The organism is Amycolatopsis sp. VS8301801F10 (assembly GCF_046195355.1).
In the GTDB taxonomy this organism is placed as follows: Bacteria; Actinomycetota; Actinomycetes; order Mycobacteriales; family Pseudonocardiaceae; genus Amycolatopsis.
This window is the reverse complement of the sequence record NZ_CP176065.1, coordinates 7,606,755-7,629,855: the sequence shown is the minus strand read 5'-3', so window position 1 is coordinate 7,629,855 and position 23,101 is coordinate 7,606,755. Positions and strand designations below refer to the sequence as shown.

At 70.3% G+C, this 23,101-nt stretch carries 19 protein-coding genes and 1 pseudogene; 10 read left to right on the top strand and 10 right to left on the bottom strand.

The features are described 5' to 3' along the window. Positions 1 to 21 precede the first annotated feature (21 nt). Entirely contained in the window at positions 22 to 1,326 is a 1,305-nt protein-coding gene (locus F9C11_RS34915) for an MFS transporter (protein ID WP_409181626.1), read from the top strand. 198 nt (positions 1,327 to 1,524) lie between these two features. Further along, the gene (locus F9C11_RS34910; RefSeq protein WP_409181625.1) at positions 1,525 to 2,499 is read left to right on the top strand and encodes a chitinase; all 975 of its coding nucleotides are present in this window, start codon (positions 1,525 to 1,527) and stop codon (positions 2,497 to 2,499) included. A 573-nt stretch (positions 2,500 to 3,072) separates the two neighbouring features. Here the strand turns inward: F9C11_RS34910 and F9C11_RS34905 are convergent. The 7 genes from F9C11_RS34905 to fabG all read right to left on the bottom strand — a co-directional run bounded on the left by F9C11_RS34905 (position 3,073) and on the right by fabG (position 9,449). Further along, positions 3,073 to 3,624 carry a GrpB family protein gene (locus tag F9C11_RS34905; protein WP_409181624.1) on the bottom strand — a complete coding sequence of 184 codons (552 nt, stop codon included), beginning with the start codon at positions 3,622 to 3,624 and terminating at the stop codon, positions 3,073 to 3,075. A 64-nt stretch (positions 3,625 to 3,688) separates the two neighbouring features. Further along, positions 3,689 to 4,783, bottom strand: coding sequence for an acyl-CoA dehydrogenase family protein (locus F9C11_RS34900; protein ID WP_409181623.1), 1,095 nt, complete (start codon positions 4,781 to 4,783; stop codon positions 3,689 to 3,691). Continuing rightward, entirely contained in the window at positions 4,780 to 5,958 is a 1,179-nt protein-coding gene (locus F9C11_RS34895; protein ID WP_409181622.1) for an acyl-CoA dehydrogenase family protein, read from the bottom strand. Before F9C11_RS34895 ends, F9C11_RS34900 begins: the two co-directional genes overlap by 4 nt. Beyond that, positions 5,955 to 7,178 (bottom strand): acyl-CoA dehydrogenase family protein, encoded by a 1,224-nt coding sequence (locus F9C11_RS34890; RefSeq protein WP_409181621.1) that lies wholly within the window; start codon positions 7,176 to 7,178, stop codon positions 5,955 to 5,957. The genes F9C11_RS34895 and F9C11_RS34890 overlap by 4 nt, the downstream gene beginning before the upstream one ends. Further along, entirely contained in the window at positions 7,178 to 8,203 is a 1,026-nt protein-coding gene (locus F9C11_RS34885; protein WP_409181620.1) for a phosphotransferase family protein, read from the bottom strand. Before F9C11_RS34885 ends, F9C11_RS34890 begins: the two co-directional genes overlap by 1 nt. A 32-nt stretch (positions 8,204 to 8,235) precedes the next feature. Further along, a complete protein-coding gene (locus F9C11_RS34880) occupies positions 8,236 to 8,688 on the bottom strand; it encodes a MaoC family dehydratase (protein WP_409181619.1) in 453 nt (150 codons plus the stop codon). A gap of 5 nt (positions 8,689 to 8,693) precedes the next feature. Further along, the gene (gene fabG / locus F9C11_RS34875) at positions 8,694 to 9,449 is read right to left on the bottom strand and encodes a 3-oxoacyl-ACP reductase FabG (RefSeq protein ID WP_409181618.1); all 756 of its coding nucleotides are present in this window, start codon (positions 9,447 to 9,449) and stop codon (positions 8,694 to 8,696) included. A 140-nt stretch (positions 9,450 to 9,589) separates the two neighbouring features. On the opposite strand from fabG, the gene F9C11_RS34870 reads away from it, so the two are divergent. The 3 genes from F9C11_RS34870 (at position 9,590) to F9C11_RS34860 (ending at position 12,677) form a co-directional block, all read left to right on the top strand. Continuing rightward, the gene (locus tag F9C11_RS34870; RefSeq protein WP_409181617.1) at positions 9,590 to 10,765 is read left to right on the top strand and encodes a sensor histidine kinase; all 1,176 of its coding nucleotides are present in this window, start codon (positions 9,590 to 9,592) and stop codon (positions 10,763 to 10,765) included. 13 nt (positions 10,766 to 10,778) lie between these two features. Then, a complete protein-coding gene (locus tag F9C11_RS34865; protein ID WP_409187037.1) occupies positions 10,779 to 11,438 on the top strand; it encodes a response regulator in 660 nt (219 codons plus the stop codon). A gap of 102 nt (positions 11,439 to 11,540) precedes the next feature. Next, the gene (locus F9C11_RS34860) at positions 11,541 to 12,677 is read left to right on the top strand and encodes a glycosyltransferase 87 family protein (protein WP_409181616.1); all 1,137 of its coding nucleotides are present in this window, start codon (positions 11,541 to 11,543) and stop codon (positions 12,675 to 12,677) included. On the opposite strand, the gene F9C11_RS34855 is transcribed toward F9C11_RS34860, so the two are convergent. The 3 genes from F9C11_RS34855 to F9C11_RS34845 all read right to left on the bottom strand — a co-directional run bounded on the left by F9C11_RS34855 (position 12,613) and on the right by F9C11_RS34845 (position 15,016). Then, the gene (locus F9C11_RS34855; RefSeq protein WP_409181615.1) at positions 12,613 to 13,269 is read right to left on the bottom strand and encodes a DUF998 domain-containing protein; all 657 of its coding nucleotides are present in this window, start codon (positions 13,267 to 13,269) and stop codon (positions 12,613 to 12,615) included. The two genes, F9C11_RS34860 and F9C11_RS34855, sit on opposite strands and share 65 nt — an antisense overlap. A gap of 39 nt (positions 13,270 to 13,308) precedes the next feature. Continuing rightward, complete coding sequence (locus F9C11_RS34850; protein ID WP_409181614.1) at positions 13,309 to 14,388, bottom strand: J domain-containing protein; 1,080 nt, start codon at positions 14,386 to 14,388, stop codon at positions 13,309 to 13,311. A 100-nt stretch (positions 14,389 to 14,488) separates the two neighbouring features. After that, complete coding sequence (locus tag F9C11_RS34845; protein WP_409181613.1) at positions 14,489 to 15,016, bottom strand: GNAT family N-acetyltransferase; 528 nt, start codon at positions 15,014 to 15,016, stop codon at positions 14,489 to 14,491. A gap of 293 nt (positions 15,017 to 15,309) precedes the next feature. Here F9C11_RS34845 and F9C11_RS34840 point away from each other — a divergent pair, with 293 nt between their 5' ends. The 5 genes and pseudogenes from F9C11_RS34840 to F9C11_RS34820 all read left to right on the top strand — a co-directional run bounded on the left by F9C11_RS34840 (position 15,310) and on the right by F9C11_RS34820 (position 21,980). Then, positions 15,310 to 16,743: an APC family permease gene (locus F9C11_RS34840; RefSeq protein ID WP_409181612.1), complete on the top strand. Its 1,434-nt coding sequence runs from the start codon at positions 15,310 to 15,312 to the stop codon at positions 16,741 to 16,743. Then, positions 16,740 to 19,607, top strand: a complete 2,868-nt coding sequence (locus F9C11_RS34835; RefSeq protein ID WP_409181611.1) for a glycosyl hydrolase 2 galactose-binding domain-containing protein — start codon at positions 16,740 to 16,742, stop codon at positions 19,605 to 19,607. Before F9C11_RS34840 ends, F9C11_RS34835 begins: the two co-directional genes overlap by 4 nt. Further along, positions 19,604 to 20,494, top strand: coding sequence for an ROK family protein (locus tag F9C11_RS34830; RefSeq protein ID WP_409181610.1), 891 nt, complete (start codon positions 19,604 to 19,606; stop codon positions 20,492 to 20,494). Before F9C11_RS34835 ends, F9C11_RS34830 begins: the two co-directional genes overlap by 4 nt. A gap of 6 nt (positions 20,495 to 20,500) precedes the next feature. Then, positions 20,501 to 20,911 (top strand): annotated as a pseudogene (locus F9C11_RS34825) (formate/nitrite transporter family protein); the annotation flags it as partial. Positions 20,912 to 21,206: 295 nt separating this feature from the next. Next, on the top strand, positions 21,207 to 21,980 hold the full coding sequence (locus F9C11_RS34820) for a hypothetical protein (protein WP_409181609.1): 774 nt from the start codon (positions 21,207 to 21,209) through the stop codon (positions 21,978 to 21,980). The last annotated feature ends 1,121 nt before the right edge of the window (positions 21,981 to 23,101 follow it).

Sequence of the window (23,101 nt, the reverse complement as noted above, 5' to 3'; positions counted from 1 at the left end):
AGGGAGAACAGGGGAACCGGAATGACCGCACCCGCGCGAGCCGGCCTTTCGCGCATCGCCACCGCCAGTTTCATCGGCACCGCCATCGAGTTCTACGATTTCTACATCTACGGCACCGCGGCGGCGCTGGTGTTCGGGAAGGTCTTTTTCCCGACCTTCTCCTCGACCGCCGGGGTGCTGGCCTCGCTCGGTACCTTCGCGGTGGGCTTCGTCGCGCGCCCGGTCGGAGCGATCCTTTTCGGACACTGGGGCGACCGGATCGGCCGCAAGTCGATGCTGGTCGCGTCCCTGCTGGTGATGGGACTGTCCACAGTGGCCGTCGGACTGGTGCCGGACTACGGCACGCTCGGCCTCTGGGCGCCGATCCTGCTGGTGGCGCTGCGGTTCGTGCAGGGCATCGGCCTCGGCGGCGAATGGGGCGGCGCGGTGCTGATGTCGACCGAGTACGCGCCGCCGGGCAAACGCGGGCTGTACTCGGCCTTCCCGCAGCTCGGCCCAGCCATCGGATTCGTGCTGGGCAATCTGCTGTTCCTGGTGCTGGACGCGGTGCTCCCGCCCGCGGAGTTCCTGTCCTGGGGCTGGCGGCTGCCGTTCCTGTTCTCCGCGGTGCTGCTGGCGGTCGGGTTTTACATCCGGATCAAAATCGCCGAGACGCCGGTTTTCCAAGCTGCCTTGGACAAGGCCGAACAGGCGAAGGTTCCGCTGTTCGAACTGCTGCGGAAACAGCCGCGGGTTTTGGTGCTCTCCACGTTGTCCTTCGTGCTCGCCCACGCGCTTTTCTACACTGTGACCACATTCTGCCTTTCGATGGCGACGACCACGCTCGGCATTCCGCGCACGACCGTCCTGATCAGCCTGCTCATCGCCGCCACCGTGATGGGCGTGGCGACATTGGTGTTCGCCAGGAAATCCGACCAATGGGGCCGCCGGCGGCTGAGCGCGGCGGCCGCGGTGTCCGTAGTGGTCTGGGCGTTTCCGCTGTTCGCCTTGCTGCACACCGGAAATCCGGTGCTGCTCACACTCGGGTTCGTCGGCGGTCTGACGTGCTTCGCGATGCTGTACGGGCCGATGGGCGCGTTTCTGCCGGAATTGTTCCGGGTGCGGTACCGCTATTCCGGCGCGTCGATCGCGTACAGCGCCGCCGGGGTGATCGGCGGCGGGGTCGTGCCGTTGATCTCGACGGACCTGTGGGCGTCGACCGGTTCGACGGTGCCGGTTTCGCTGGTCCTGGTGGTGCTCGGGGTGCTCAGTTTCCTGTGCGTGCTGGCGCTGCCGGAGACGCGGGACCACGACTTCTCCGACGGGCTCGGCGAGGGCCGCTCCTGACTTTCGGCCCCACCCGGGCGGGGGAAACCCGGCCGGGCGAGGGGTTTCCGCCTCCGGTGCGCCGTTCGGGCTGCGGCTCTTGACACGCCGATTTGGTCTAGTCCAGTGTGTGACGGCACCCTTCCGGGTGCACTCCTCCCGGGTTGATCCCGCCGCCTCAAACCGGAGGTGTTCCGTGGTGCTCGTGGGAGGAACACGATGAAGACAGTGCGTCGGCTGGCCGCGCTCGCGGCGGCGGCAGGGGCGGCCCTCGCGACCGCGGCCGGGGTGGCCACGGCCGCTCCCGCCGCTCGGCTCGCGGCCGCTCCGGACCCGGTTCTGGCCTCGCCGTACCTGTACCAGTGGGCGGGGCAGACCAGTGCGTCGGCGGCGATGTCCGCGACCGGGATCAAGACGTTCACGCTCGCGTTCATGCTGTCGGACGGCGGGTGCAACCCGAAGTGGGACGGCGACCGTTCGCTGACCGGTTCGGACAAAACCCTGATCCAGGGCATCCGCGCCGCGGGCGGCGACGTCATCCCGTCCTTCGGCGGCTGGTCCGGCACGAAACTCGGCGCGAAGTGCACCTCGGCCAGCGCGCTGGCGGGGGCGTACCAGAAGGTGATCGACGCCTACGGCCTGAAGGCGATCGACCTCGACATCGAGAACACCGACGAGTTCGAGAACGCGACCGTGCAGGACCGGATCCTGAACGCGGTCAAGATCGCCAAGCAGAAGAACCCGGGCCTGCGCGTGGTGATCACGATCGGCACCGAAACGTCCGGCCCGAACGACTGGGGCAAGCGGCTGATCAAGCAGGCGAAGGCGATCGGCGCGCCGGTGGACGTGTGGTCGGTGATGCCGTTCGACTTCTCCAGCGGCGGCGACATGGCGGGCAAGACGAAGTCCGCGGTGGACGGACTGGCGGCCCAGCTGAAGTCGACCTTCGGCTGGGACAGCGCGACGGCGTACCGGCATGCGGGCCTGTCGTCGATGAACGGCAAGACGGACAACCCCGGCGAGGTCGTGTCGGTGGCCGATTTCACCGCGATCCGCGACTACGCCGCCAGCCGCCACCTCGGCCGCTTCACCTTCTGGGCAACGAACCGAGACTGCTCGGGCGGCGGCGAGTGCAGCGGAATCTCCCAGCCGAAGTACGCGTTCACGAAGATCGTCGCCGGATACCACGGCTGACCCTGCCCCAGGCCGGTGCCGAGGCCGCCGTTCCGAGGGGTGCGGCCCCGGCACCGGCCTGCGGTGCGGCTGGGATTGGGCGGGCGGTGTGGTGGGGCTTCGGGGCGGCCGGTGGTGGCTGGGGGAGTGGCGTTCGGCTCGGCAGGAGCGGCTGGGCCGGGTTTTGGCGCGACCGGGGGATGAGGGAGTCGCGTTCGAATCGGCAGGCGTGGTCGGGGTGGGTCTTCGTGCGGCCGGTGGTGACTGGGGGAGTGGCGTTCGGCTCGGCAGGAGCGGCTAGGCCGGGTTTTGGCGCGACCGGGGGATGAGGGAGTCGCGTTCGAATCGGCAAGAGCGGTCGGGGTGGGTCTTGGTGCGGCCGGTGGTCGCTGGAAGAGCCGCGTTCGGGTCCCGCAGGAGCGGCTGGGCTGGGTTCCGGGCCGGTCGGCGACGGGCCCCGCAGGTGGAGCGACCAGAGCGGCCGGGTTGGGATTCTGGCGCAGGGGGCCTGAATCCCGCGCAGTCGCGCAGAGCAGCCGGATCAGCAAGCGAACAGCCAACGGGCATCCGAAACCGCGGACAAACCAGCCAAACTCACTCGCCCAGCACCCGACGCACGAACTCCGTCTTCCCCGCCGTGTACTCCTCCCGATCCGTCGCCTCCCCGGCAAGGCGCCGCTTCAGCTCGGCATACTCCTCGGCCAACCCGCGATCCGCCCGCAGTGTGTCCCGGAAGCGGAGCTGGGCATGCCACCTCGGATGGCCCACCGGCAGCAAATGCAGATGCGCCACCCGACGCCGCCCCTCCGTGTCCGGCAGCACGAAAAACCGTCGCCACGGTGCCGCGGCGTCCAGCGACGGCGGCACGAAACACCATCCGGCAGCGGAAAGCACCGGTACCACCGCCGCGACCGTCTCGTCGGACAGGTCTCGCATCGGGGCCATCACGTCAAGCACCGGTTTCGCCGCCAAACCGGGCACCGCGGTCGAGCCGACGTGTTCCACCCGCCCGGGGGCGAGCCACGGCGCGAGCAGCCGGGCGACCTGGGCGCACAGGTCGGAGCCCCGCGCCGCCCACGTCGGATCCGGGGGACGGATTTCCGGCCGTTCGTACGCCCAGGCCGGAACATCGGGCAGGTCAGCCATGCGAAAGTGAAGCCGGGGTCGCCACCATGCCCACCACGCTAACCCCGGCCACCGACAAAAACCGTCAGGCGGGCAGATCCACCAGGTCAGCCAGCCGGGCCCGATGCCGGCCCGGCGTGCCGAACGCGATCTGGTCGCTCTTGGCCCGCTTCAGATAGAGATGCGCCGGATGTTCCCACGTCATCCCGATCCCGCCGTGCAGCTGGATCGCTTCCTCCGCCGCGTGCACCGCGATCGGCGACACCCGCGCTTGCGCGACCGCCACCGCGATCGGCACGTCGTTCCCGGTCGCCAGCGCGTCCGCCGCGTACCGGGCCGTCGCCCGCGCGTTGACCAGTTCCGTGTACAGGTTCGCCAACCGGTGCTTCAACGACTGGAAACCACCCACCGGACGGCCGAATTGGTACCGCCCCTTCAGGTATGTCACGGTCTCCGTCAACGCCCACTCGGTGATCCCGGTCTGCTCCGAAGCCAGCAACCCGGCCGCAGTGGTCAACGCGTGCTCCAATGCCTCCGCGGCGGCGGCACCGGTGCAAATCACCTGCGCGGCAGCGGAATCCAGAGCCACGTCGGCGACCCGGCGGGTCAGGTCAAGCGACACCGCCTCGGTCACGGTCGCCGCGGAAGCGTCCACCGAGTACAGGCCAGGCCCGTCCGGACCGACAGCGGGGACGATCAGCAGATCAGCGACCGAAGCATCGACCACTGTGGACACTCGACCGGTCAAGGTTCCGTCGAGAAACGAAACCGCGGAAGGGAAAGCGGAACCCGGCGCGGTCGACAACGGCACCGCCAAGGCGCCGATCGCCGAGCCGGAAGCCAGCCGGGGGAGCAGGTCCGAGCCCGCGGCCAGCAGGGCGGCGGTCGCAAGCACCGCACTGCCCAGATAGGGCACCGGCGCGACGCTCCGGCCCAGTTCCTCCATGACGACCGCGACCTCGCGCGCCGAAGCCCCGTGTCCGCCCAGGGATTCCGGCACCAGCAGCCCCGCCGCGCCGAGGTCGGCGGCCAGCGTCTTCCACAGGGCGAGGTCGTACGGAGTGTCCGTTTCGACCCGCGCCAGCAGCGCGGCCGGCCCGGCGCGGTCGGCGAGCAGCGCCCGCACCGAGGACCGCAGATCCTCTTCCACCTCCGAGTACAGCAGGTCCGGCGTGCTCATCGGGGCAGGTCCTTCCAGGCGACGTCCTTGTCCACCCGCGGCTCGGACGGCAGCCCCAGCACGCGTTCGGAGATGATGTTCCGCAGCACCTCCGAGGTGCCGCCCTCGATCGAGTTCCCCTTGGCGCGCAAGTACCGGTACCCGGCGTCGCGGCCGAAGAAGTCGACCTGTTCCGGACGGCGCATCGTCCAGTCCTCGTAGCGCAGGCCCTCTTCGCCGAGCAGTTCCAGCTCCAGCCCGGACAGCTGCTGGTTCAGCTCGGCGAACGCCACCTTCATCGCCGAACCCTCCGGACCCGGCGCGCCCACCGCGAGCTGCTGCCGCTGCCGTTCCCCGGCCAGCCGCAGCGATTCGGCCTCGACCCAGTGCTGCACGAGCCGGTCGCGCAGTTCCGGCGTGCGCAGCTCGGGACGCTCTCGCCAGGTCTTCGCGACCAGCCCGATCATCCCGCCCTCGCGCGGCATCGCGGTGCCGCCGATCGCGACGCGCTCGTTCATCAGCGTGGTCTGCGCGACCTTCCAGCCCTCGCCGACCGCGCCGAGCCGCTGCGAATCCGGGATCCGCACGTCGGTCAGGAAGACCTCGTTGAACTCCGCCTCGCCGGTGATCTGCCGCAGCGGCCGGACCTCGACGCCGGGCGCGGTCATGTCGCACAGGAAGTACGTCATGCCCTGGTGCTTCGGCACGTCCGGGTCGGTGCGGGCGACGAGGATGGCCCACTGCGCGAGATGCGCGCTTGAGGTCCACACCTTCTGCCCGGTCACGACCCAGTCGTCGCCGTCGCGGACCGCGCGCGTGGCCAGCGCGGCGAGGTCGGAGCCGGCGCCGGGTTCGCTGAACAGCTGGCACCACACCTCCTCGCCGGTCCACAGTGGACGGAGGTAGCGCTTCTTCTGCTCCTCGGTGCCGAACGCGAGGATCGTCGGCGCGGCCATGCCGAGCCCGATCAGGATCCGGCGCGGGTTGTTGTCCGGCGCGCCAGCCGCGGCGAAAGCGGCCTCGACCTCGCCCTGCAGCGCACGCGGAGCACCCTGGCCGCCGAGGCCCTCGGGGAAGTGCACCCAGGCGAGCCCGGCATCGAACCGCGCCCGGAGGAAGTCCAAAGTGGACAGCTCGGCAGGGTCGTGCGCGGCAAGGAACGCGGCGACCTGCGCGCGCAGTTCCTCGGCGGTCACTTGCCCGCCTCCGTCCGGTACTTCTTCAGCTCGCGCCGCGCCAGCGACCGCTTGTGCACCTCGTCCGGCCCGTCGGCGAGCCGCAGCGTGCGCACCCCGGCCCAGATCTCCGCCAGCGGGAAGTCCTGCGAAACGCCGCCCGCGCCGTGCGCCTGGATCGCCTTGTCCAGGATCCATTCGACGGCCAGCGGGGTGGAGATCTTGATCGCCTGGATCTCGGTGTGCGCGCCCTGGTTGCCGACGGTGTCCATCAGCCACGCGGTCTTGAGCACCAGCAGCCGCTGCTGCTCGATCCGCACGCGCGCCTCGGCGATCCAGTCCTGCACCACGCCGGAATCGGCGATCGGACGGCCGAACGTCTCGCGCGACAGCGTCCGGCGGCACATCGCCTCCAGCGCCCGTTCCGCCATGCCGATCGCGCGCATGCAGTGGTGGATGCGGCCCGGCCCGAGGCGGGCCTGCGCGATGGCGAAGCCGGAACCCTCGTCGGCGATGAGGTTTTCCGCGGGCACCCGGACGTCCTCGAACAGCACCTCGGCGTGCCCGCCGTGGTCGCCGTCGGTGTAGCCGAACACCTGCATGCCGCGCACGACGGTCAGCCCCGGCGTGTCGCGCGGGACCAGGATCATGCTCTGCTGCTTGTGCGGGGGCGCGTCCGGATCGGTCTTGCCCATCACGATGAAGATCTTGCAGTTCGGGTTCATCGCGCCGGTGATGTACCACTTGCGCCCGTTGACGACGTACTCGTCGCCCTCGCGCCGGATGCTGGTGGCGATGTTGCGCGCGTCCGACGAGGCCACGTCGGGTTCGGTCATCGCGAACGCGGAGCGGATCTCCCCGGCCAGCAACGGTTCCAGCCACTGCTTCTTCTGCTGCTCGCTGCCGAACATGGTGAGCACTTCCATGTTCCCGGTGTCCGGCGCGGCGCAGTTCACCGCGGCGGGCGCGAGATGCGGGCTGCGGCCGGTGATCTCGGCGAGCGGCGCGTACTGCAGGTTGGTCAGCCCCGCGCCGTGGTCGCCGGGCAGGAAGAAGTTCCACAGCCCGCGTTTGCGCGCCTCGGCCTTCAGCTCGTCGACGACCGGCGGCGGCGACCACGGGTCGGTGCGCGCGGCCAGCTGCTCGGGGAAAACCGCCTCGGCCGGGTAGACGTGCGAATCCATGAATTCGAGCAGCTGCCCGCGCAGTTCCTCGGTGCGGGCGTCGAACGCGAAGTCCATCAGTTCTCCTTGCTGAGCGTCTTGGCGCCCTGCTCGATCAGGGGAGCGACGGCGGCGCCGATCTGGTCGAAGCCCTCGCCGACGGTTTTGCCTTGCTGGAAACGGAAGTAGATGCCCTCGAGGATCACCGCGAGCTTGAAGAACGCGAAGCTGACATACCAGTTCAGCGCGGACAGATCGCGGCCGGACCGCTGCGCGTAGCGGGCGATCGTCTCGTCGGTGTCCGGGTACCCGGGCGCGCTGCTGGCGTTGGACACCATCGGCAGCGAAAGCTGGTCGCGCTGCGCGTAGGTGACCATCAGGCCGAGGTCGGTGAGCGGGTCGCCGAGCGTGGACATCTCCCAGTCCAGCACCGCGGTGATCCGGTCGTCGCCGTCGACGAGCACGTTGTCCAGCCGGTAGTCGCCGTGCACGATGGCGGGCGGGCCGGACGCCGGGATCGCCGCGGCGAGCTGGTCGTGCAGCCGCTCCGCGCCGGGAAGGTCGCGGCTGCGCGAACCGTCGAGCTGCTTCTTCCACCGGCGCAGCTGGCGTTCCAGGAAGCCGTCCGGACGGCCGAAATCGCCGAGCCCGACCGCTTCCGGATCGACCGAGTGCAGGTCCACGAGCGTGTCCACCAGCGAATCGGCGATCGCCCGCGTCCGCTCCGGGCCGAGCTGTTCCAGCTCCTCCGCCGTGCGGTACGGCGTGCCCTCGACGAACTTCATCACGTAGAACTGCGCGCCGAGCACGTCGGAGTCCTCGCACAGCAGAACGGTTTCCGGCACCGGCACCGCGGTTCCGGCGAGCCCGCTCATCACCCGGAACTCGCGTCCCATGTCGTGCGCGGTCGGCAGCACGTGGCCGAGCGGCGGACGGCGCACGACCCAGCGCTGCGTGCCGTCGGACACGAGGTAGGTGAGGTTGGACCGCCCGCCCTGCACCACTTCCGCGGTGAGGGCGCCGGAGACGAGCCCGGGCCGCTCGCGGTCGAGATGGGAGCGCAGCCTCGCCAGATCGAGGCCGGGCGGGTCGGTTTCGGTCATCGGAAGGACTCCAGTTCGGGCTAGGTCGGCGATCAGAGGATGAGCCGGGAAACCATCTCGGCGACGCAGGCGGGCTTGTCCTCGCCCTCCATTTCGACGGTCCAGCGCACGACGGCCTGCTTGCCGCCGGGCACGTCGGTCAGCTCGACCAGGTCGGCGGTCCCGCGCACCCGCGAGCCGACCTTCACCGGCTGCGGGAACCGCACCTTGTTGAGGCCGTAGTTGATGCCCATCTTCAGGCCCTCGACCCGGTAGATCTCCGGCAGGAACGCCGGGATCAGCGACAGGGTGAGGAACCCGTGCGCGATCGTCGTGCCGAACGGGCCCGCGGCGGCCTTTTCGGCGTCGAGGTGGATCCACTGGTGGTCGCCGGTGGCGTCGGCGAACAGCTGCACCTGCTCCTGGGAGACGGTGTGCCATTCGCTCGTGCCCAGCGTCCCGCCCACTGCTCCGGCGAGTTCGGCGACATCGGAGAACACGCGCATCGCGATCAGTCCTTCGGTCCGCCGGCGACGTAGATGACCTGGCCGGACACGAAGCCCGCGCCCTCGCTGACCAGGAACGACGCGACGTTCGCGATGTCCTCGGGCGTGCCGACGCGCTGCACCGGGATCTGCGAGGCGGCCGCGGCCTTGAAGTCTTCGAAGCTCATGCCGACGCGCTCGGCGGTCGCCGCGGTCATGTCGGTGGCGATGAACCCGGGCGCGATCGCGTTGGCGGTGACGCCGAACTTGCCCAGTTCGATCGCCAGCGTCTTGGTGAAGCCCTGCATGCCCGCCTTGGCCGCGGAGTAGTTCGCCTGCCCGCGGTTGCCCAGCGCCGACGTGCTGGACAGGTTGACGATCCGGCCCCACTTCTCCTGCGTCTGGTACTTCTGCACGGCGCGGGTCATCAGGAAGGAGCCGCGCAGGTGCACGTTCAGCACCGAGTCCCAGTCCTGTTCGGTCATCTTGAACAGCAGGTTGTCGCGGGTGATGCCGGCGTTGTTGATCAGCACGGTCGGCGCGCCGAGCTCCTCGGCCACGCGGGTCACCGCGGCCTCGACCTGCTCGGCGTCGCTGACGTCCAGCGCGACGCCGACCGCGCGGCCGCCGTCGGCGACGATCGCTTCGGCTCCCTGCTTCACCCCGGCCTCGTCGAGGTCCAGCAGGCCGACGGCGAACCCGTCGGAAGCGAGGCGGCGGGCTACGGCGGCGCCGATGCCACGGCCGGCGCCGGTCACGATGGCCACACGGGAAGCGGTCACGAGGATCTCCTCATCGTCGAGAAAGCGGTTCGGCAGCGGCGCTAAGCGTACGCTTAGTACGAGAATTTCGCGAGACCTCGGAAGGGCGGTTCGCCGCGTGCGGCCGGAATCGTCGGTCCGGGCGAGTAGGGTCGCCGCCGATGAAGATCACGAGCGTGCCCCTCGTCGCGGCAGGACGCGCGCTGGGAGAAGCGGTCGCCGGGGGCGGCGGTCCGGCGGTCGCGCCCGGCCGGACGCACCAGGCGCTGATCGGGCTCGCCGCGGTCGTCGCCGGGGTGCTCGCGTTCTTCCCCGCCGACCGCGCGAACGAGGGCACGCGGGTGCTGGCGGCCGCGCTGACCATGTTCGCGGTCGGGCTCACGCTGGTGCGCCCGCTGTGGTCCTGGCGCGTGCTGATCGTGATGGTGGGCTGCGCGGACCAGCTGTACGGGATCCACGCCCGGTTCGGCTGGCCGTGGACCGGGGGGTTCGCGTTCGCGGCGATCCCCGTGCTCGCCGCGGTCGGCCGCAACCACCGGCCGGGCGTGCTGGCGTGGGTCTGGCTGATCTCCGCCGGGGTCAGCGCCCTGCTGGCGAACGTGCGGGGCGAGCTGGTCGTGATTTCCGTGCTGCTCGCGGTGCCGCTGGCGTTCGGCTGGCTGGTTTCGCGGCTGCGCGGTGCCGAACGCGACCTGGAGGCGGAGTCCGCCCGCCGGGCGGTCCTGGAGGAACGGGCCCGGATCGCTCGCGAACTGCACGACGTGGTCGCGCACCACATGTCGGTGCTGGCCATGCGCGCGGATTCGGCGCGCTACCGGTTCCCCGGCCTCGACGACGGGTTGCGCGAGGAGTTCCAGTCGATCCAGGACACCGCGCGCAACGGGATGACCGAAATGCGCAGGATGCTCGGCCTGCTGCGTGCTGGGACGGGCCAGGAGACCGAGCCCCAGCCCGGGGCCGAGCAGATCGGACAGCTGGTGGAACGCGTTCGCGCGGCGGGCACCGACGTGCGGTTCGAGCTGCGCGGCGATTACCGCGCGCTGCCTGAGGGCGTTGGGCTGTCGGCGTACCGGATCGTCCAGGAAGGACTCAGCAACGCGGTGCGGCACGCTCCCGGCGCGCCGGTCGAGGTGTTCGTACACGTCGGTCCGGGACAGCTGCGGCTCGTCGTGCAGGACACCGGTGCCGTCGCGCGCGCTCCGGAGGACACGGCGGGCCGGGAGAAACACGGACTGCTCGGGATGCGGGAACGCGCGGCAGCGCTCGGCGGTACGTTTTCCGCGGGACGACGGGACGGCGGCGGGTTCGCCGTCGTCGTGACCGTTCCGCTGGACTAGGGGGACAGCCATGGTGGTGACGGTGGTGATCGCCGACGACCAGACCATGGTCCGGCAGAGCTTTCGCGCGGTACTGGCCGCGCAGCCGGACATCGAGGTGATCGGCGAGGCGGCTACCGGGACCGAAGCAGTGGCCGCGTGCCGCGCACTGCGTCCGGACCTGGTGCTGATGGACATCCGGATGCCGGACCTCGACGGGCTGGCCGCGACCCGGCTCGTCCTCGGCGACGGGCGGGACGCCGGACCGAAGGTGCTCATGCTGACCACCTTCGACGCGGACGAGTACGTCTACGGCGCGCTCAGCGCCGGTGCCAGCGGGTTCCTGCTGAAGGACTCCCCGCTGGACGATCTGGTCGTCGCGGTCCGGATGGTGGCCGCGGGCAACGCGCTGTTCGCGCCCGCGGTGACCCGGCGGGTGATCGAGGGGTTCGCCGGGACGCGGCCGCCGACCCAGGACGCCGGCAGGCTGTCCGAACTGACCGCGCGCGAACTCGAGGTGCTGCGGCTGATCGCGCGCGGACTGTCCAACGCGGACATCGCGGGGCAGCTGGTGATCGCGGAGCAGACCGCCAAGACGCACGTCAGCCGGGTGCTGGGCAAGCTCGGGGTCCGTGACCGCGCCCAAGCCGTAGTGCTGGCGTACGAGGCCAAGGTCGTGGTGCCGGGCCAGTGATACGCCGGTAGCACTCGCGCGCGGGGACGCTACCGGGGGAGCAGCCGAAGACGGCTCCGCGGACCGACGATTCCGGGGCACTCGTCTCCCTAGCTTTCCCTGGTGCGCCAAGAGAAAAAGATCGTCCTCGGGGTCGCGATCGCCGTGTTGACCGGGATCGCCGTCGTCCGCTGGCTCGGCGGAGCGCCGCTCGGGGTGGACAGCGCGGTGTACCGCGCCGGTGCGCTCGCCGTGCTGCGCGGACAGCCGCTCTACGAACCCTTGCTCGCGCTCGACCCGAAGTCCGCGCTGGAACTGCCTTTCACGTACCCGCCGAGCGCGGCGTTGCTGTTCCTGCCGCTGGCCGCGCTCCCGGTGCACTTCGGGTGGCTGCTGATCGCGGTCGGCTCGGTGCTCGCGCTCTGGTCGGTGACGCGCCGGTTCGCCCGGGAACGGCCGCTGCCGGCGCTCTGTCTCCTGCCCGTCCTGGAACCCGTGTGGCGGATGATTTCGCTGGGCCAGATCAACGGCGTCCTGATGGCCATGGTCGTGCTGGACGCGCTGCCGGGCCGCAACCGCAGATCCGGCGGAATGCTGATCGGGCTGGCCGCGGCGGTGAAGCTGACCCCGCTGATCTTCGTCCCGTACCTGTTCCTGACCGGCCGCCGAGCCGACGCGTGGCGTGCGCTGGGGACGTTCCTCGGGACGAGCGCGGCCGGTGCGCTGCTCCTGCCGGGCGACTCGATCCGGTACTGGACCTCGGCGATGCTGGACAACCGCAACGCCGGAACCGTCGACTGGGTACTGGACCAGTCCCTGCACGGCATGTTCGCGAGGTTCGGCGCGACCTCGCTCGGCTGGTACGCGGCGTCGGCGGCGCTGTGCCTGCTGGCGGGCGCGCTGCTGGTCCGCGAGTTCCACCGGCGCGGCGACCCGCGGGCCGCGCTGCTCGTGACGGCGGCGTGCGGGCTGCTGGTGAGCCCGCTTTCCTGGACGCACCACTGGATTTGGGCGGTGCCGCTGGTCGGTTTTCTGTCGGGCAAACGGGCTGGGCTGATCTGCGCCGGGACGGTTTTCAGCGGGATCGCGCTGGCCGTGGTTCCCGAAGGCGGGCACCGGGAACTGTCCTGGAACCCGGTCGAGGTGGTGCTGGGCAACGCCTATGTGCTGAGCGCGTTGGCCGTCGGCGCGGTCCTCAGCGTCCGGCTGCTGACCCGGCGCTCGGGTCGGCTAGTGCGGCCAGCGCGACAAGTTCGGTGAGCGCCATCCCGCGTTCGACGAGGCCCAGCGGGATGAGCAGCCACCAGCGCTGGTCGGTCAGCGCGGCGACCACGACCGCACCGAGGATCACCGCGAACCAGGCGAGCGACGCGACCGCGAGCACGCGGGCGAGGAACCGGCGGCGCGGGGAGTCCGGAAAAGCCGCGCGCGCCGAGACGAGCACCGCGAGCGGAAGGCAGACGAACGCGACGACGCTGGCGATCCGGTGCAGCGTGCCGCCCGCGCCGGTGGCCGCCGCGTTGGTCCAGTCGGTCTTCGGGAACGCGACTATCACCAGTAGCCCGGCGGTCCAGAACGCACCGAGCACCGCCGCGAGGACCGGCAGCCGTCCCTGCAGCCGCAGCACGGCGAACGCGACCGCGGAACCGGCCGCGACCAGCACGACTGCCAGATCGAACACCCATTTGTGGTCCGACCGCCCGTATTCGCTGATCGTCCGGCGGGTCGCGCTGATCTCGTCGGTGGGCGGCACCACCTGCAACAGCAGCATCAGCACGGCGCCGAGAGCGAGCGCGGCGATCCCGGCCAGCGCGAGCAGGGCCGGGCGGCGGTCCGCGGAGACGGTGGTCATGCACTCACCGTGCCACGTGCCGGATATGCCCCGGGTGAATCAGGCCGCCCGGCCGGACCCGGTGACCTGCGCGCGCACCGTGCGCAGCGCGTCGTGGTCCACAGTGGACGGTTCGGCGGACAGCCAGCCGCCGATCTCGTGCAGGAACTGCTCCGGCGTCATCGGCGGACCGGGTTCGCCGTCCGGTTCGGCGGTGGTGACCTCGCCGTCGCGGCTGGGGTACACGATCATCGCGCCGCGCAGCGCGACGCCGGGCAGCAGTTCGCGGTAGCGCTCCAGGCTTTCTTCCAGCTGGCTGCCGCCGCCGCGGAACGGGCGGCCGTTGCGCAGCAGCCGTCCGTCCTCGGCGGTCTCGTAGTGCCCGGGCAGCCACAGCTTCGACTCGACCAGCACCAGCCGTTTCCCGCACAGCACCGCGTGGTCGACGTCGGCGAACACCGAACCCGGCCAGGCGAGCCCGTGGAAGATGCGCGCGCCGGGCAACCGGGTCAGATACCGCTCCAGCAGGTCCGCGGTGAGCCGTTCGGCCAGTTCGTCGTCTTCGGCGCCGGGGGAGCCGAACACCGCGGTGGCGCCGAATTCCTCGGCGAACTCGTGCCGGGCGCGGCGTGCGGACAGGAAGCCGCGGGCGAGCCGGTGCACGAGCAGCGCGGTGCCCGCGGTGAGCGCGAGCCAGACGATCAGCACCGGCGGCGTGAAGTCGATCCCGGCGAGCAGCGGCAACAGCACCAGCACCGCGCCCGCGACCGCCGCGACGACCGGCGTGTGCCCCGGCCCGCGCCGCCGCCCGTGCCGCATCCGCGGGTCGGCGGCGGCGAACGACCACCACTCCAGGGTTTCCGGATCGATGTCCGGCGCCTCCGGCCGGTAGCCGGGCTGCTCGCCGAAACGCCGCCGCGGCCGGGGTTTGGGCACCGAGGCGGCCGGAACGCCGGCGTCGTAGCGCGCGCGTTGGTGGGGGTCGGCGAGCGTGTCGTAGGCCTCGCGCAACAGCTGGAAGGTGCCGACCGTGCCGCCCGCGTCCGGGTGCAGCGTCTTGGCCAGCCGGCGGTAGGCGGCCTTGATCTCCGTGGGGGACGCGGTTTTCCCCACGCCGAGTACCGCGTAGTAGTCGGGCACGGTTCGGGTTCCACCTCCGGACGGCTGCCCGCGCAACGATATGGGGTCGCCGGGGCGCGGCGCCATCCGCCTCCGCGGCGCGCCGGGGTGAACGTGTCCGCTACGCCCACTCCTCGCGGCCGATGGCGTACTCGACGGCGTGGCGGTCGTCGCCGGGCGAGAAGTACTCCGGGTCGGCGACGAAGTCCCGGACGTGCCGGAGCCCGATCGCGGCCATCGTCGCCTGGGAGCCTTTGTTGGCGGCCGCGGTGCGGGCGTAGACGCGGTCGAGCCCGACGTCGCGGAACGCGTGCCGGAGCAGTTCGCGGCCGCCCTCCTTGGCGAATCCCTTACGCCAGTGCCGGCGGTGCAGGCGGTACCCCAGTTCGGCCTGCCCGGCGGATTCGCCCGGCCGCAGGGACCAGAAACCGGCGAAACCGGCTTCGACGAAACCCGCCCAGCACCCGAGGCCGCCGCCGGCATACGCGAGGGTTTTCCGCAGCTCTTCCGCCGCCTGCTCCCGGGTCAGCACGCCGGCCAGATACCGCATCACCTCCGGGTCGGCGGAGAGTTCGGCCAGGTGCTCGAGATGTCCGGCGGACAACGGGACCAGCCGGATGCGCTCGGTGCGCAAGATCGGTTGCGACATCAGGCGAACCTCCCCAGTTCGGCACCCGAGCAGTCTGACAGCCGCGCGGGCCGTCCGTCAGCTCGTTTTCCGGCTGTCGTCGCAGGCCGGCGCGCCGCGGCGGCTCCCGGTCAGCGGCGCCGTCCGGCCGGAGCGCCCGCTTCCGCCGGGACTCGCCGTCTCCCCGGACCCGCGCCTCATCGTCCCCTTCTCCCACTCCCGCACCGGTTTCGGCAACTTTCCGGACGCAGCCCTTCCGCACCCCGTTCATTCTATGTTAAGAAGCTTTACTAACTATTGGATGGAGGCACGACGTGAGCTCACCCTCCCGCCCGGGGGACTCCGCGACCCTTCCGCGGACCGGTCTCGAACGCCGGATCGGGCCGCTGCAGGCGACCGCGATCAACATGACGCAGATGTGCGGGATCGGCCCGTTCGTCACCATCCCCGCGATGGTCGCGACCATGGGCGGCCCGCAGGCGATGTTCGGCTGGATCATCGGCGCGATCATCGCGCTCGCCGACGGGCTGGTGTGGGCCGAACTGGGCGCGGCGCTGCCCGGGGCCGGCGGCACCTACATCTACCTGCGGGAGGCGTTCCAGTACCGCTCCGGGCGGCTGATGCCGTTCCTCTTCGCCTGGAGCGCGGTGCTGTTCATCCCGCTGATCATGTCCACCGGCATCATCGGGCTGGTCCAGTACCTCGGCTACCTGGTGCCCGGCGTGACCGACGCGGACGGCGTGACCCCGCTGGGCAAACTCGTCGGCATCGGCCTCGTCGTGCTGATCGTGCTCGCGCTGTTCCGCCGGATCGGCCAGATCAGCAAGCTCACCACCGCGCTGTTCCTGATCATGCTGTTCGCCGTCTTCGCGGTGATCATCGCGGCCTTCACGCACTTCGACGCGCACCAGGCGTTCGCCTTCACCCCGGGAGCCTTCAGCTGGGGCGGCTCGTTCTGGGCCGGTCTCGGCGCGGGTCTGATCATCGCCGTCTACGACTACCTCGGCTACAACACGAGCGCGTACCTCGGCGGCGAGGTCCGGAACCCGGGCCGCACGCTCCCGCGCTCGATCATCTTCTCGATCCTCGGCATCATGACGCTCTACTTCCTGCTGCAGGTCGGCGTTCTGGGCTCGCAGCCGCTGGAGTCGATCAAGAGCGCGACGTCGGTGGCGTCGTCGGTGCTGGAGCAGGCGTGGGGTTCGGTGGCCGCCAAGATCGTCACCGTCTTCATCGTGATCGCCGCGGTGGGTTCGGTGTTCGCCGGGCTGCTCGGCGGGTCGCGGGTGCCGTTCGAAGCCGCGCGCGACAAGGTGTTCCTGCCGGTGTTCGGCACACTGCACCCGAAGCTGAACCTCCCGACCGCGGGCGTGCTCGCGATGGGGCTGATCACCGCGATCGGTTCGCTGTTCACGCTGACCGACGTGATCAACGCGGCGGTCACCGTGCTGGTGATCATCCAGTCGCTGGCGCAGGTCGCGGCGATCGTGGTGCTGCGCCGTCGGCAGCCGCATCTCAAGCGGCCGTACCGGCAGGTGCTGTATCCGGTGCCGACGATCATCGCGGGTATCGGGTGGGTGTACGTCTTCCATTCCGCTACGCCGCTGTCGAAGTGGCTCACGGCCGCGTGGATCGTTCTCGGCCTCGTCGCCTTCGCGTTTTATGCCGCCAAGGAAAAGGTGTGGCCGTTCGGTCCCAAGGAAATCCGCGAGGCGTTCGCCTCCCCGGCCGCGGGGGCGGAGTCATGAGGAAACCGCTGATCGCCGGGATCGCCGCGCTGGTCCTCGTTCCCGGCGTCGTTTCAGCCACCGCTTCGGCGCAGCAGCCGGAAACGGCGGCGTCGCGCCCGCAGGGACCGTCGACGATCGGCCTGGGCGGCTGGCAGGTGCTGACGACCGCGCAGGTCAAGGACGACGGACCGGCGGTGTCGAGGCCGGGTTACCCGACGCACGGCTGGCTGAAGGTGAAGCCGGACGACGCGGGCGCGCCGGGGACCGAGATCAACGCGCTGGTGCAGAACGGCAAGTGTCCGAACGTGTTCTACTCGGACAACATGCGCAAATGCTTCGGCTACCAGGCGAAGCGCGGACCGGTCGGCACGAAGCAGTTCAAGGACCCGTGGTGGTTCCGCACCGATTTCAACCCCGGGTTCCGGCCGGGCAAAAACGCGAAGCTGACCATCCCGGGCGTCGTCGGCGAGGGCGACGTGTGGCTGAACGGCACGCTCGTCGCGGGCAAGGACGTAGTGAGCGGCGCGTACGCGAGCCACACCTTCGACGTCACGAAACTCCTGCGGCCGGGCAAGAACACGCTCGCGGTCAAGATGTACCCGAACGACCCGAATTCGATGTACACGCTCGACCAGGCCGACTGGGCGCAGATCGTGCCGGACAACAACACCGGTCTGCAGTTCCCGCCGACGCTGCAGCTGTCGGACGCGCTGAGCGGCGACAACGCGCACGTCGTGCAGGACAACGCGGCGGATCTGTCGACGTCCTCGCTGACCGCGAAGGTCGACGTCGCCAATGACGCGGACACGCCGCAGACCGGCGAGGTCACCGCGACCGTCACGCCGCCGGGCCGCGGTGCGCCGATCGTGGCGAAGCAGAGCGTCACGATTCCCGCGCACAGCAAGCAAACCGTGACGTTCACGCCGGCGAAGTTCCCGCAGTTGAAGATCGTCAAGCCTCAGGTGTGGTGGCCGTACTCGATGGGTGCCCAGCCGTTGTACACCTTGGGTACGACAGTTTCGCAGGGCGGCGTGGTCTCCACGTCGTCGTCGGAGACGTTCGGGATCCGGACGGTGACGTCGAAGCTGATCGGCAAGTCCCCGGCGCTGCCGGACGGCGCGCGGAAGTTCGCGATCAACGGCCGCGATTTCGTGTTCCGCGGCGGCGGTTTCGCCCCGGACCTGTTCCTGCGCTACGACAAGGCCGACATCGCGCACCAGCTCGCGCTGATCAAGAACCTGGGCCTGTCCGGCGTCCGCCTCGAAGGCCACGACATGCCCGCGGACTTCTACGAACAAGCCGACCGCGCCGGACTGCTGGTGCTCGGCGGATTCATGTGCTGCGACGCCTGGCAGCCGGAACATCCGGAGAAACTGGCCGAGCGCGACTACCGGATCATGCACGATTCCGCGTACTCGATCGCGCGGGCCGAACGCAGCCACCCCAGCGTGATCACCTACGGCTGGAGCGACAACGAGCCGATCCCTCGGCAGGAAACCGAGACGCTGAACGCGTTCAAGGCGGCCGACTGGGACGTGCCGGTGATCGCGTCGGCGGAGTACAAGAGCACCAAGACGCTCGGCCCGTCGGGGGAGAAGGAAGGCCCGTACGACTGGGTCCCGCCGACCTATTGGTACGACTCGTCGACCTTCGACAAGACCGACCCGAGCCGCACGAACGCGGGCGGCGCCTGGGGTTTCGCGAGCGAACAGAGCGCCGGGCACACCGTTCCGACCCTGGATTCGCTCCGCCGGTTCCTGTCGCCGGAGGAGCAGGCGAAGCTGTGGCAGGACCCGGGTTACAACCAGTATCATGCGAACTACGAGTCCGGGCACGGCGGCTACAAGTTCGGCACCCTGTACACCTTGGACGAGTCGATCGCCCGCCGGTACGGCGAATGGGATTCGCTGGAGTCCTATGTGGAATCCGCGCAGATCGCGAACTACGAGAACACCCGTTCGCAGTTCGAGGCGTTCCTCGCGCACGCCAACGACAAGCAGAACCCGTCGACCGGCGTGGTGTACTGGCAGCTGAACAAGGGCTGGCCGACGCTGCTGTGGGCGCTGTACAACAACGACGGCGACCAGCCGGGCGCGTATTTCGGCGCGCAGAAGGCGAACAAGCCGCTGCACGCGCTGTACGCCTATGACGCAGGCACGGTCGCGCTGTCCAACCTGGGCGCCGCGCGGCAGAACGGGATTTCCGTGCAGGCCAAGGTGTACGACACCGCGGGCAAGGTCCTCGACGACCAGACTGCCCCGGCGGTTTCGCTGGACAGCCAGGGCGTCGCGACCGGGTTGCTGAAGCCGAAGGTGCCCGCGGAGACGAAGGCGCCGGCGAAGGCGCAGGTGTATTTCGTGGAGCTGCAGGTGCGGCAGGCCGGGAAGGTCGTGGACCGGAACGTCTACTGGATGTCCACCCAGAAGGACGTCGTGGACTGGGCGAAGACGCTGCAGAATCCGCAAGCGACGATGAGCCAGTACGGTGATTTCACCGCACTGCGCGATCTGCCGAAATCGCAGGTCGCCGTGACCGCGTCCACCCGCCCGTCGCGCGGCCCGGACGGCACGGACACCGCGACGACGGTCACCGTTGCGAACACGTCGAAAACCTCCGCGGTCAGTTTCTTCCTGCGCGCGGATCTGCGCCGCAATACCGACGGGTCGCAGCTGCCTGCTGCGCTTTGGGACGACAACGACATCACGTTGTGGCCGGGCCAGTCGCAGACGCTGACCGTCCGCTACCGGGCCGCCGACCTCCACGGCGCGGCCCCGACCGTCAGCGTCGACGGGTTCAACACCGGCCGGGTCGTGGTCCCGGCCGGTCCGCACCGGGACAGCCAGGACGCTGTCCCGCCGGTCATCGAGGGGACCCGCGAGTGACATCGGACGACCTGATCCTGGGCATCGACTTCGGCGGCACGAAAGTGGCGCTGGGTCTGTCCGACCGGACCGGCACGCTGCTGGCCACGCGCCGCCTGGACACCGACGCCGAAGCGGGCGCGGAACAGGTGGTCACGCGGGCGCTGACGGCCGCCGCCGAGCTGGCCGCCGGCTCCCCGCCGGCCGCGATCGGCGTGGTCAGCCCGGGAATCGTGCTGCCGGACCGGATCCTGCTGGCCCCCAACGTGCCCGGCTGGGAAGAACTCCGCCTGGCCGAACTGGTGTCGGCGGCCTTCCCCGCCGTGCCGGTGAGCGTAGGCACCGACGCGAAAGCCGCCGCGCTGGCGGAATGGACCTGGGGCGCCCTGGCCGGAGCCGACCCGGCGGTGTTCCTGTCCCTGGGCACCGGAATCGCCGCCGCGGTACTGGTCGGCGGCCGCCTGCTGACCGGCGCGAACGGGGCGGCCGGGGAGATCGGGTACAACCTGCGCACCCCCCAAGACACCGACGGTTTCGCCAGCGGAGCGGCGCCGCTGGAAGAAGCCGTCGGAGGCCGGTGGCTGGGCACGCGGGCAACCGCGCTGCTCGGCCGCCCGGTCACGGCGGGGGAGTTGTTCGCACTGGCCCGGGAAAACACGGAAGCGAAGGAATTGGTCGCGTCGGCGCTGGACGAGCTTTCCATGCACGTGGCCAACCTGGCGATCGCATTCGACCCGGCCCGGATCGCCGTCGGCGGCGGATTGGTCCGATCGGCTGACGTACTGCTGCCCGCCCTGCGAGAACGCCTGGCGGCCGCAGTGCCGTTCCCGCCGGAGTTGGTCCCCGCGCGGTTCGACCAGGACGCTTCACTGCTGGGCGCGGTGGCGCTGGCGTTGAGGGAGGAATAAGACTCCGTGACCGGCGGGGTTGGTTGTGCGCTTCGCCGGTCACGGGTTCCAGGGTTCTGGCTGGGGTTTCGCTGGGTTGGTTGCGGTTTTGGCTGGCCGGGGTTCTGTTCCTCGCTCTCGCGCCCCGGACTCCGTCGTGCCCCCGGCCCCGGCGCGGCTCTGCTGGCGGGCCTGGTCAAGGCGAAGACCGCGGAATCCGTGAGCGCGCTGTTCTTCCGCGGGGTGCTGTGCAACTTCCTGGTCTGCCTGGCGGTGTGGATGGCCGCGCGCACGAAGTCGGACGGCGCGAAGCTGGCGCTGGTCTTCTGGTGCCTGCTGGCGTTCGTCAGCTCCGGGTTCGAGCACGTGGTCGCCAACATGACGACCTTCTCGCTCGGCCTGCTGGACGGAGTGCCCGGCGCGTTCGGCCGCAATCTGCTGTTTGTCGGACTGGGAAACCTGGTCGGCGGCGGGCTTCTCGTCGGAGCCGCGTATGCCCGTGCTGGGCAACCGGCCCCGCACCGCCGTTCCCCCGGTCCCGGCGACGGAAGAACTCGCGACCACTGGCAGCTGACCCGGCTGTTTTCGCCGCCCGAGGCACCCCTCCGCGCCTGCCTCGGCCGCGTAGCGACAGGGCGTTCGGCCCGGGCCTGCCGTCACAAATACCGATGTGCGCGGAAAGTCCCCTCAGTATCGTGTGGCCGACCGCACTCCCGGAGAGGACCGTGCCCCAGTGGACACCGTCGCCGATCTCGGCCCGTTGACCAGCACGCACCGCGTCGACAACCGCGCCCGGCGGCGCGTCGGGCTCGGCATGAGCGCGCTCGGCGCCGGCGCGGGGGTGCTGGGACTGCTGGTTTCGCAGCTCCCGATCGACCGGGCCGTCGCCCGTATCCTCGGCATCGTCCTGGGGCTCGGGATCGCGTTGCTGATCGTCGGGATCCACGCCGTCGCCGTCGCGGTCCGCGGCGGGCCGGGCGAACGCGTCGACGTCCACGAGAACGGCATCGCCTGCCGGACCAAGCGCGGCGTCCGGCAGTGGAGCTGGGACCGGATCACCGCGATCCGCCTCCGCCAGACAGAGTCCTCGAACCCGCTCGCGCTGAAGCTGCGCACGGACTACTGGTGCGACGTGGAAATCGACGGCAAACGGCAGCTCGTCATCACCGGAATGACCGACGAGCCCGAGGAACTGGTGCGCGCGCTGAAGCGGCGACGGCCCGACGTCTACGACGGGAACCCGCCGCACCCGGTGGCCCGGCTGCGCTGGTGGTGGCTCGGCGCGGGCATCGTGTTCTTCGCCGGGCTCGCCGCCGCGGTCATCTTCCTGATCACGCACCCGGACACCGAGGTCCAGGTCACGCACGGCACCATCACCGAGATCACCGACGTGCCCGCGATCAGCAAGGACGCGCAGCCGTATTTCTACGGTGCCATGCTCGCCTGCCTGGTTCTCGGGATCACGGGCATCCGGCTGTTCCTTTACGCCACCCGCGAACGCCGCTGAGCTTGCCCGGTCCGCCGGCGGGTCAGGTCTGGTGATGGACCAGGGTGGCGCCCGCCCGGAAGTCCTCGAGAACCGCGGTGATCGACCGGTGGGGCAACACGCACGCATAGCCGAGGTCGGGCGTAACCCATACCTATCCCGGCGACGACGCCGTCCTTCACCGGGTAATCCTTGGCGGTCGCGGAGGCGGGGGTGTCGAGCGTCGGTGCGCCGTTGGTGCGGAAGTGCGCCGCGGCGGCCGAGGCGCCGTTGGCTCCGGCGGCGACTGCGCACCACTCGCCGCCGTCGCTGACGCGTTCCGGCTGGCCGTGAACTCCCGGTGCTGGAAGTCCACTGGCACGTCGTTGGTGTCCTGGTCCTTGGCCCCGCCGCGGGCTCCGTTGACGACCGTGAAGTCCATCGTCGTCGAGTCGCAGCCGCAGCGTCCCGAAACCGATCCGCGGACTGGAGACGCCCCGCAGGTCGGCGGCCGAAACCCGGAATTTGACGTCGATCAGCTGCTCGCTGTGGAAGACCTCGTGCTTGAAGCGGACTGCCCACGCCCTCCAGCTGTCCGACGACGGAAGGTCGCAGACCTGCCACCGGCTCTTGAAGGTGACGGCCGTGGAACCTTCCTCCGAGATCGAAACCGTGCGACTGGACCACGAGGTTCTGCAGGGAGCTGAACCCGTGGAACGCCGTGCCGTCCCCGGCCAGCGCGCCGCGCGTCCGCCCCGGGCGTCCGGGACGACGTCGAACTGCCTGGAGAAACCTCGGTCGCGGGCAAGCTCGCCGCGCCGCGCGGAGCGGCGGAAGCCGCCGTCGCCCCGGTGCCAACGCCACCACGCCGACTGCGACACGCTTATCCATTTCTGCCTCTTTCCCTGTCCGGGACAAGACATGTTTCCGAAAGAAGGCTTTCGGCGGCTCGCGCCGCCGCCGAAGCTCGCTCGGTCCCGAGTTCGGCAGAAAGAATGCCGGCGGAGTTGTCCCTTCCGGTAAAAGCCCCGCGGATTTCGCCTCGGTCCGGAATTGCCCGCAGCCGAACGGCTTCGCAAGACTGCCGCTGGCGCCCCGAGGGCATGCGGATCAGCTCGCTTGCCACGACCCCAGCCTAGGCTGGCACCGCGACGGCGACGACG

Coding starts and splice junctions, on each gene's coding strand:
- F9C11_RS34915 (WP_409181626.1), top strand. CDS start 22: ATGACCGCACCCGCGCGAGCCGGCCTTTCGCGCATCGCCACCGCCAGT.
- F9C11_RS34910 (WP_409181625.1), top strand. CDS start 1,525: ATGAAGACAGTGCGTCGGCTGGCCGCGCTCGCGGCGGCGGCAGGGGCG.
- F9C11_RS34905 (WP_409181624.1), bottom strand. CDS start 3,624: ATGGCTGACCTGCCCGATGTTCCGGCCTGGGCGTACGAACGGCCGGAA.
- F9C11_RS34900 (WP_409181623.1), bottom strand. CDS start 4,783: ATGAGCACGCCGGACCTGCTGTACTCGGAGGTGGAAGAGGATCTGCGG.
- F9C11_RS34890 (WP_409181621.1), bottom strand. CDS start 7,178: ATGGACTTCGCGTTCGACGCCCGCACCGAGGAACTGCGCGGGCAGCTG.
- F9C11_RS34885 (WP_409181620.1), bottom strand. CDS start 8,203: ATGACCGAAACCGACCCGCCCGGCCTCGATCTGGCGAGGCTGCGCTCC.
- F9C11_RS34880 (WP_409181619.1), bottom strand. CDS start 8,688: ATGCGCGTGTTCTCCGATGTCGCCGAACTCGCCGGAGCAGTGGGCGGG.
- F9C11_RS34870 (WP_409181617.1), top strand. CDS start 9,590: ATGAAGATCACGAGCGTGCCCCTCGTCGCGGCAGGACGCGCGCTGGGA.
- F9C11_RS34855 (WP_409181615.1), bottom strand. CDS start 13,269: ATGACCACCGTCTCCGCGGACCGCCGCCCGGCCCTGCTCGCGCTGGCC.
- F9C11_RS34845 (WP_409181613.1), bottom strand. CDS start 15,016: ATGTCGCAACCGATCTTGCGCACCGAGCGCATCCGGCTGGTCCCGTTG.
- F9C11_RS34835 (WP_409181611.1), top strand. CDS start 16,740: ATGAGGAAACCGCTGATCGCCGGGATCGCCGCGCTGGTCCTCGTTCCC.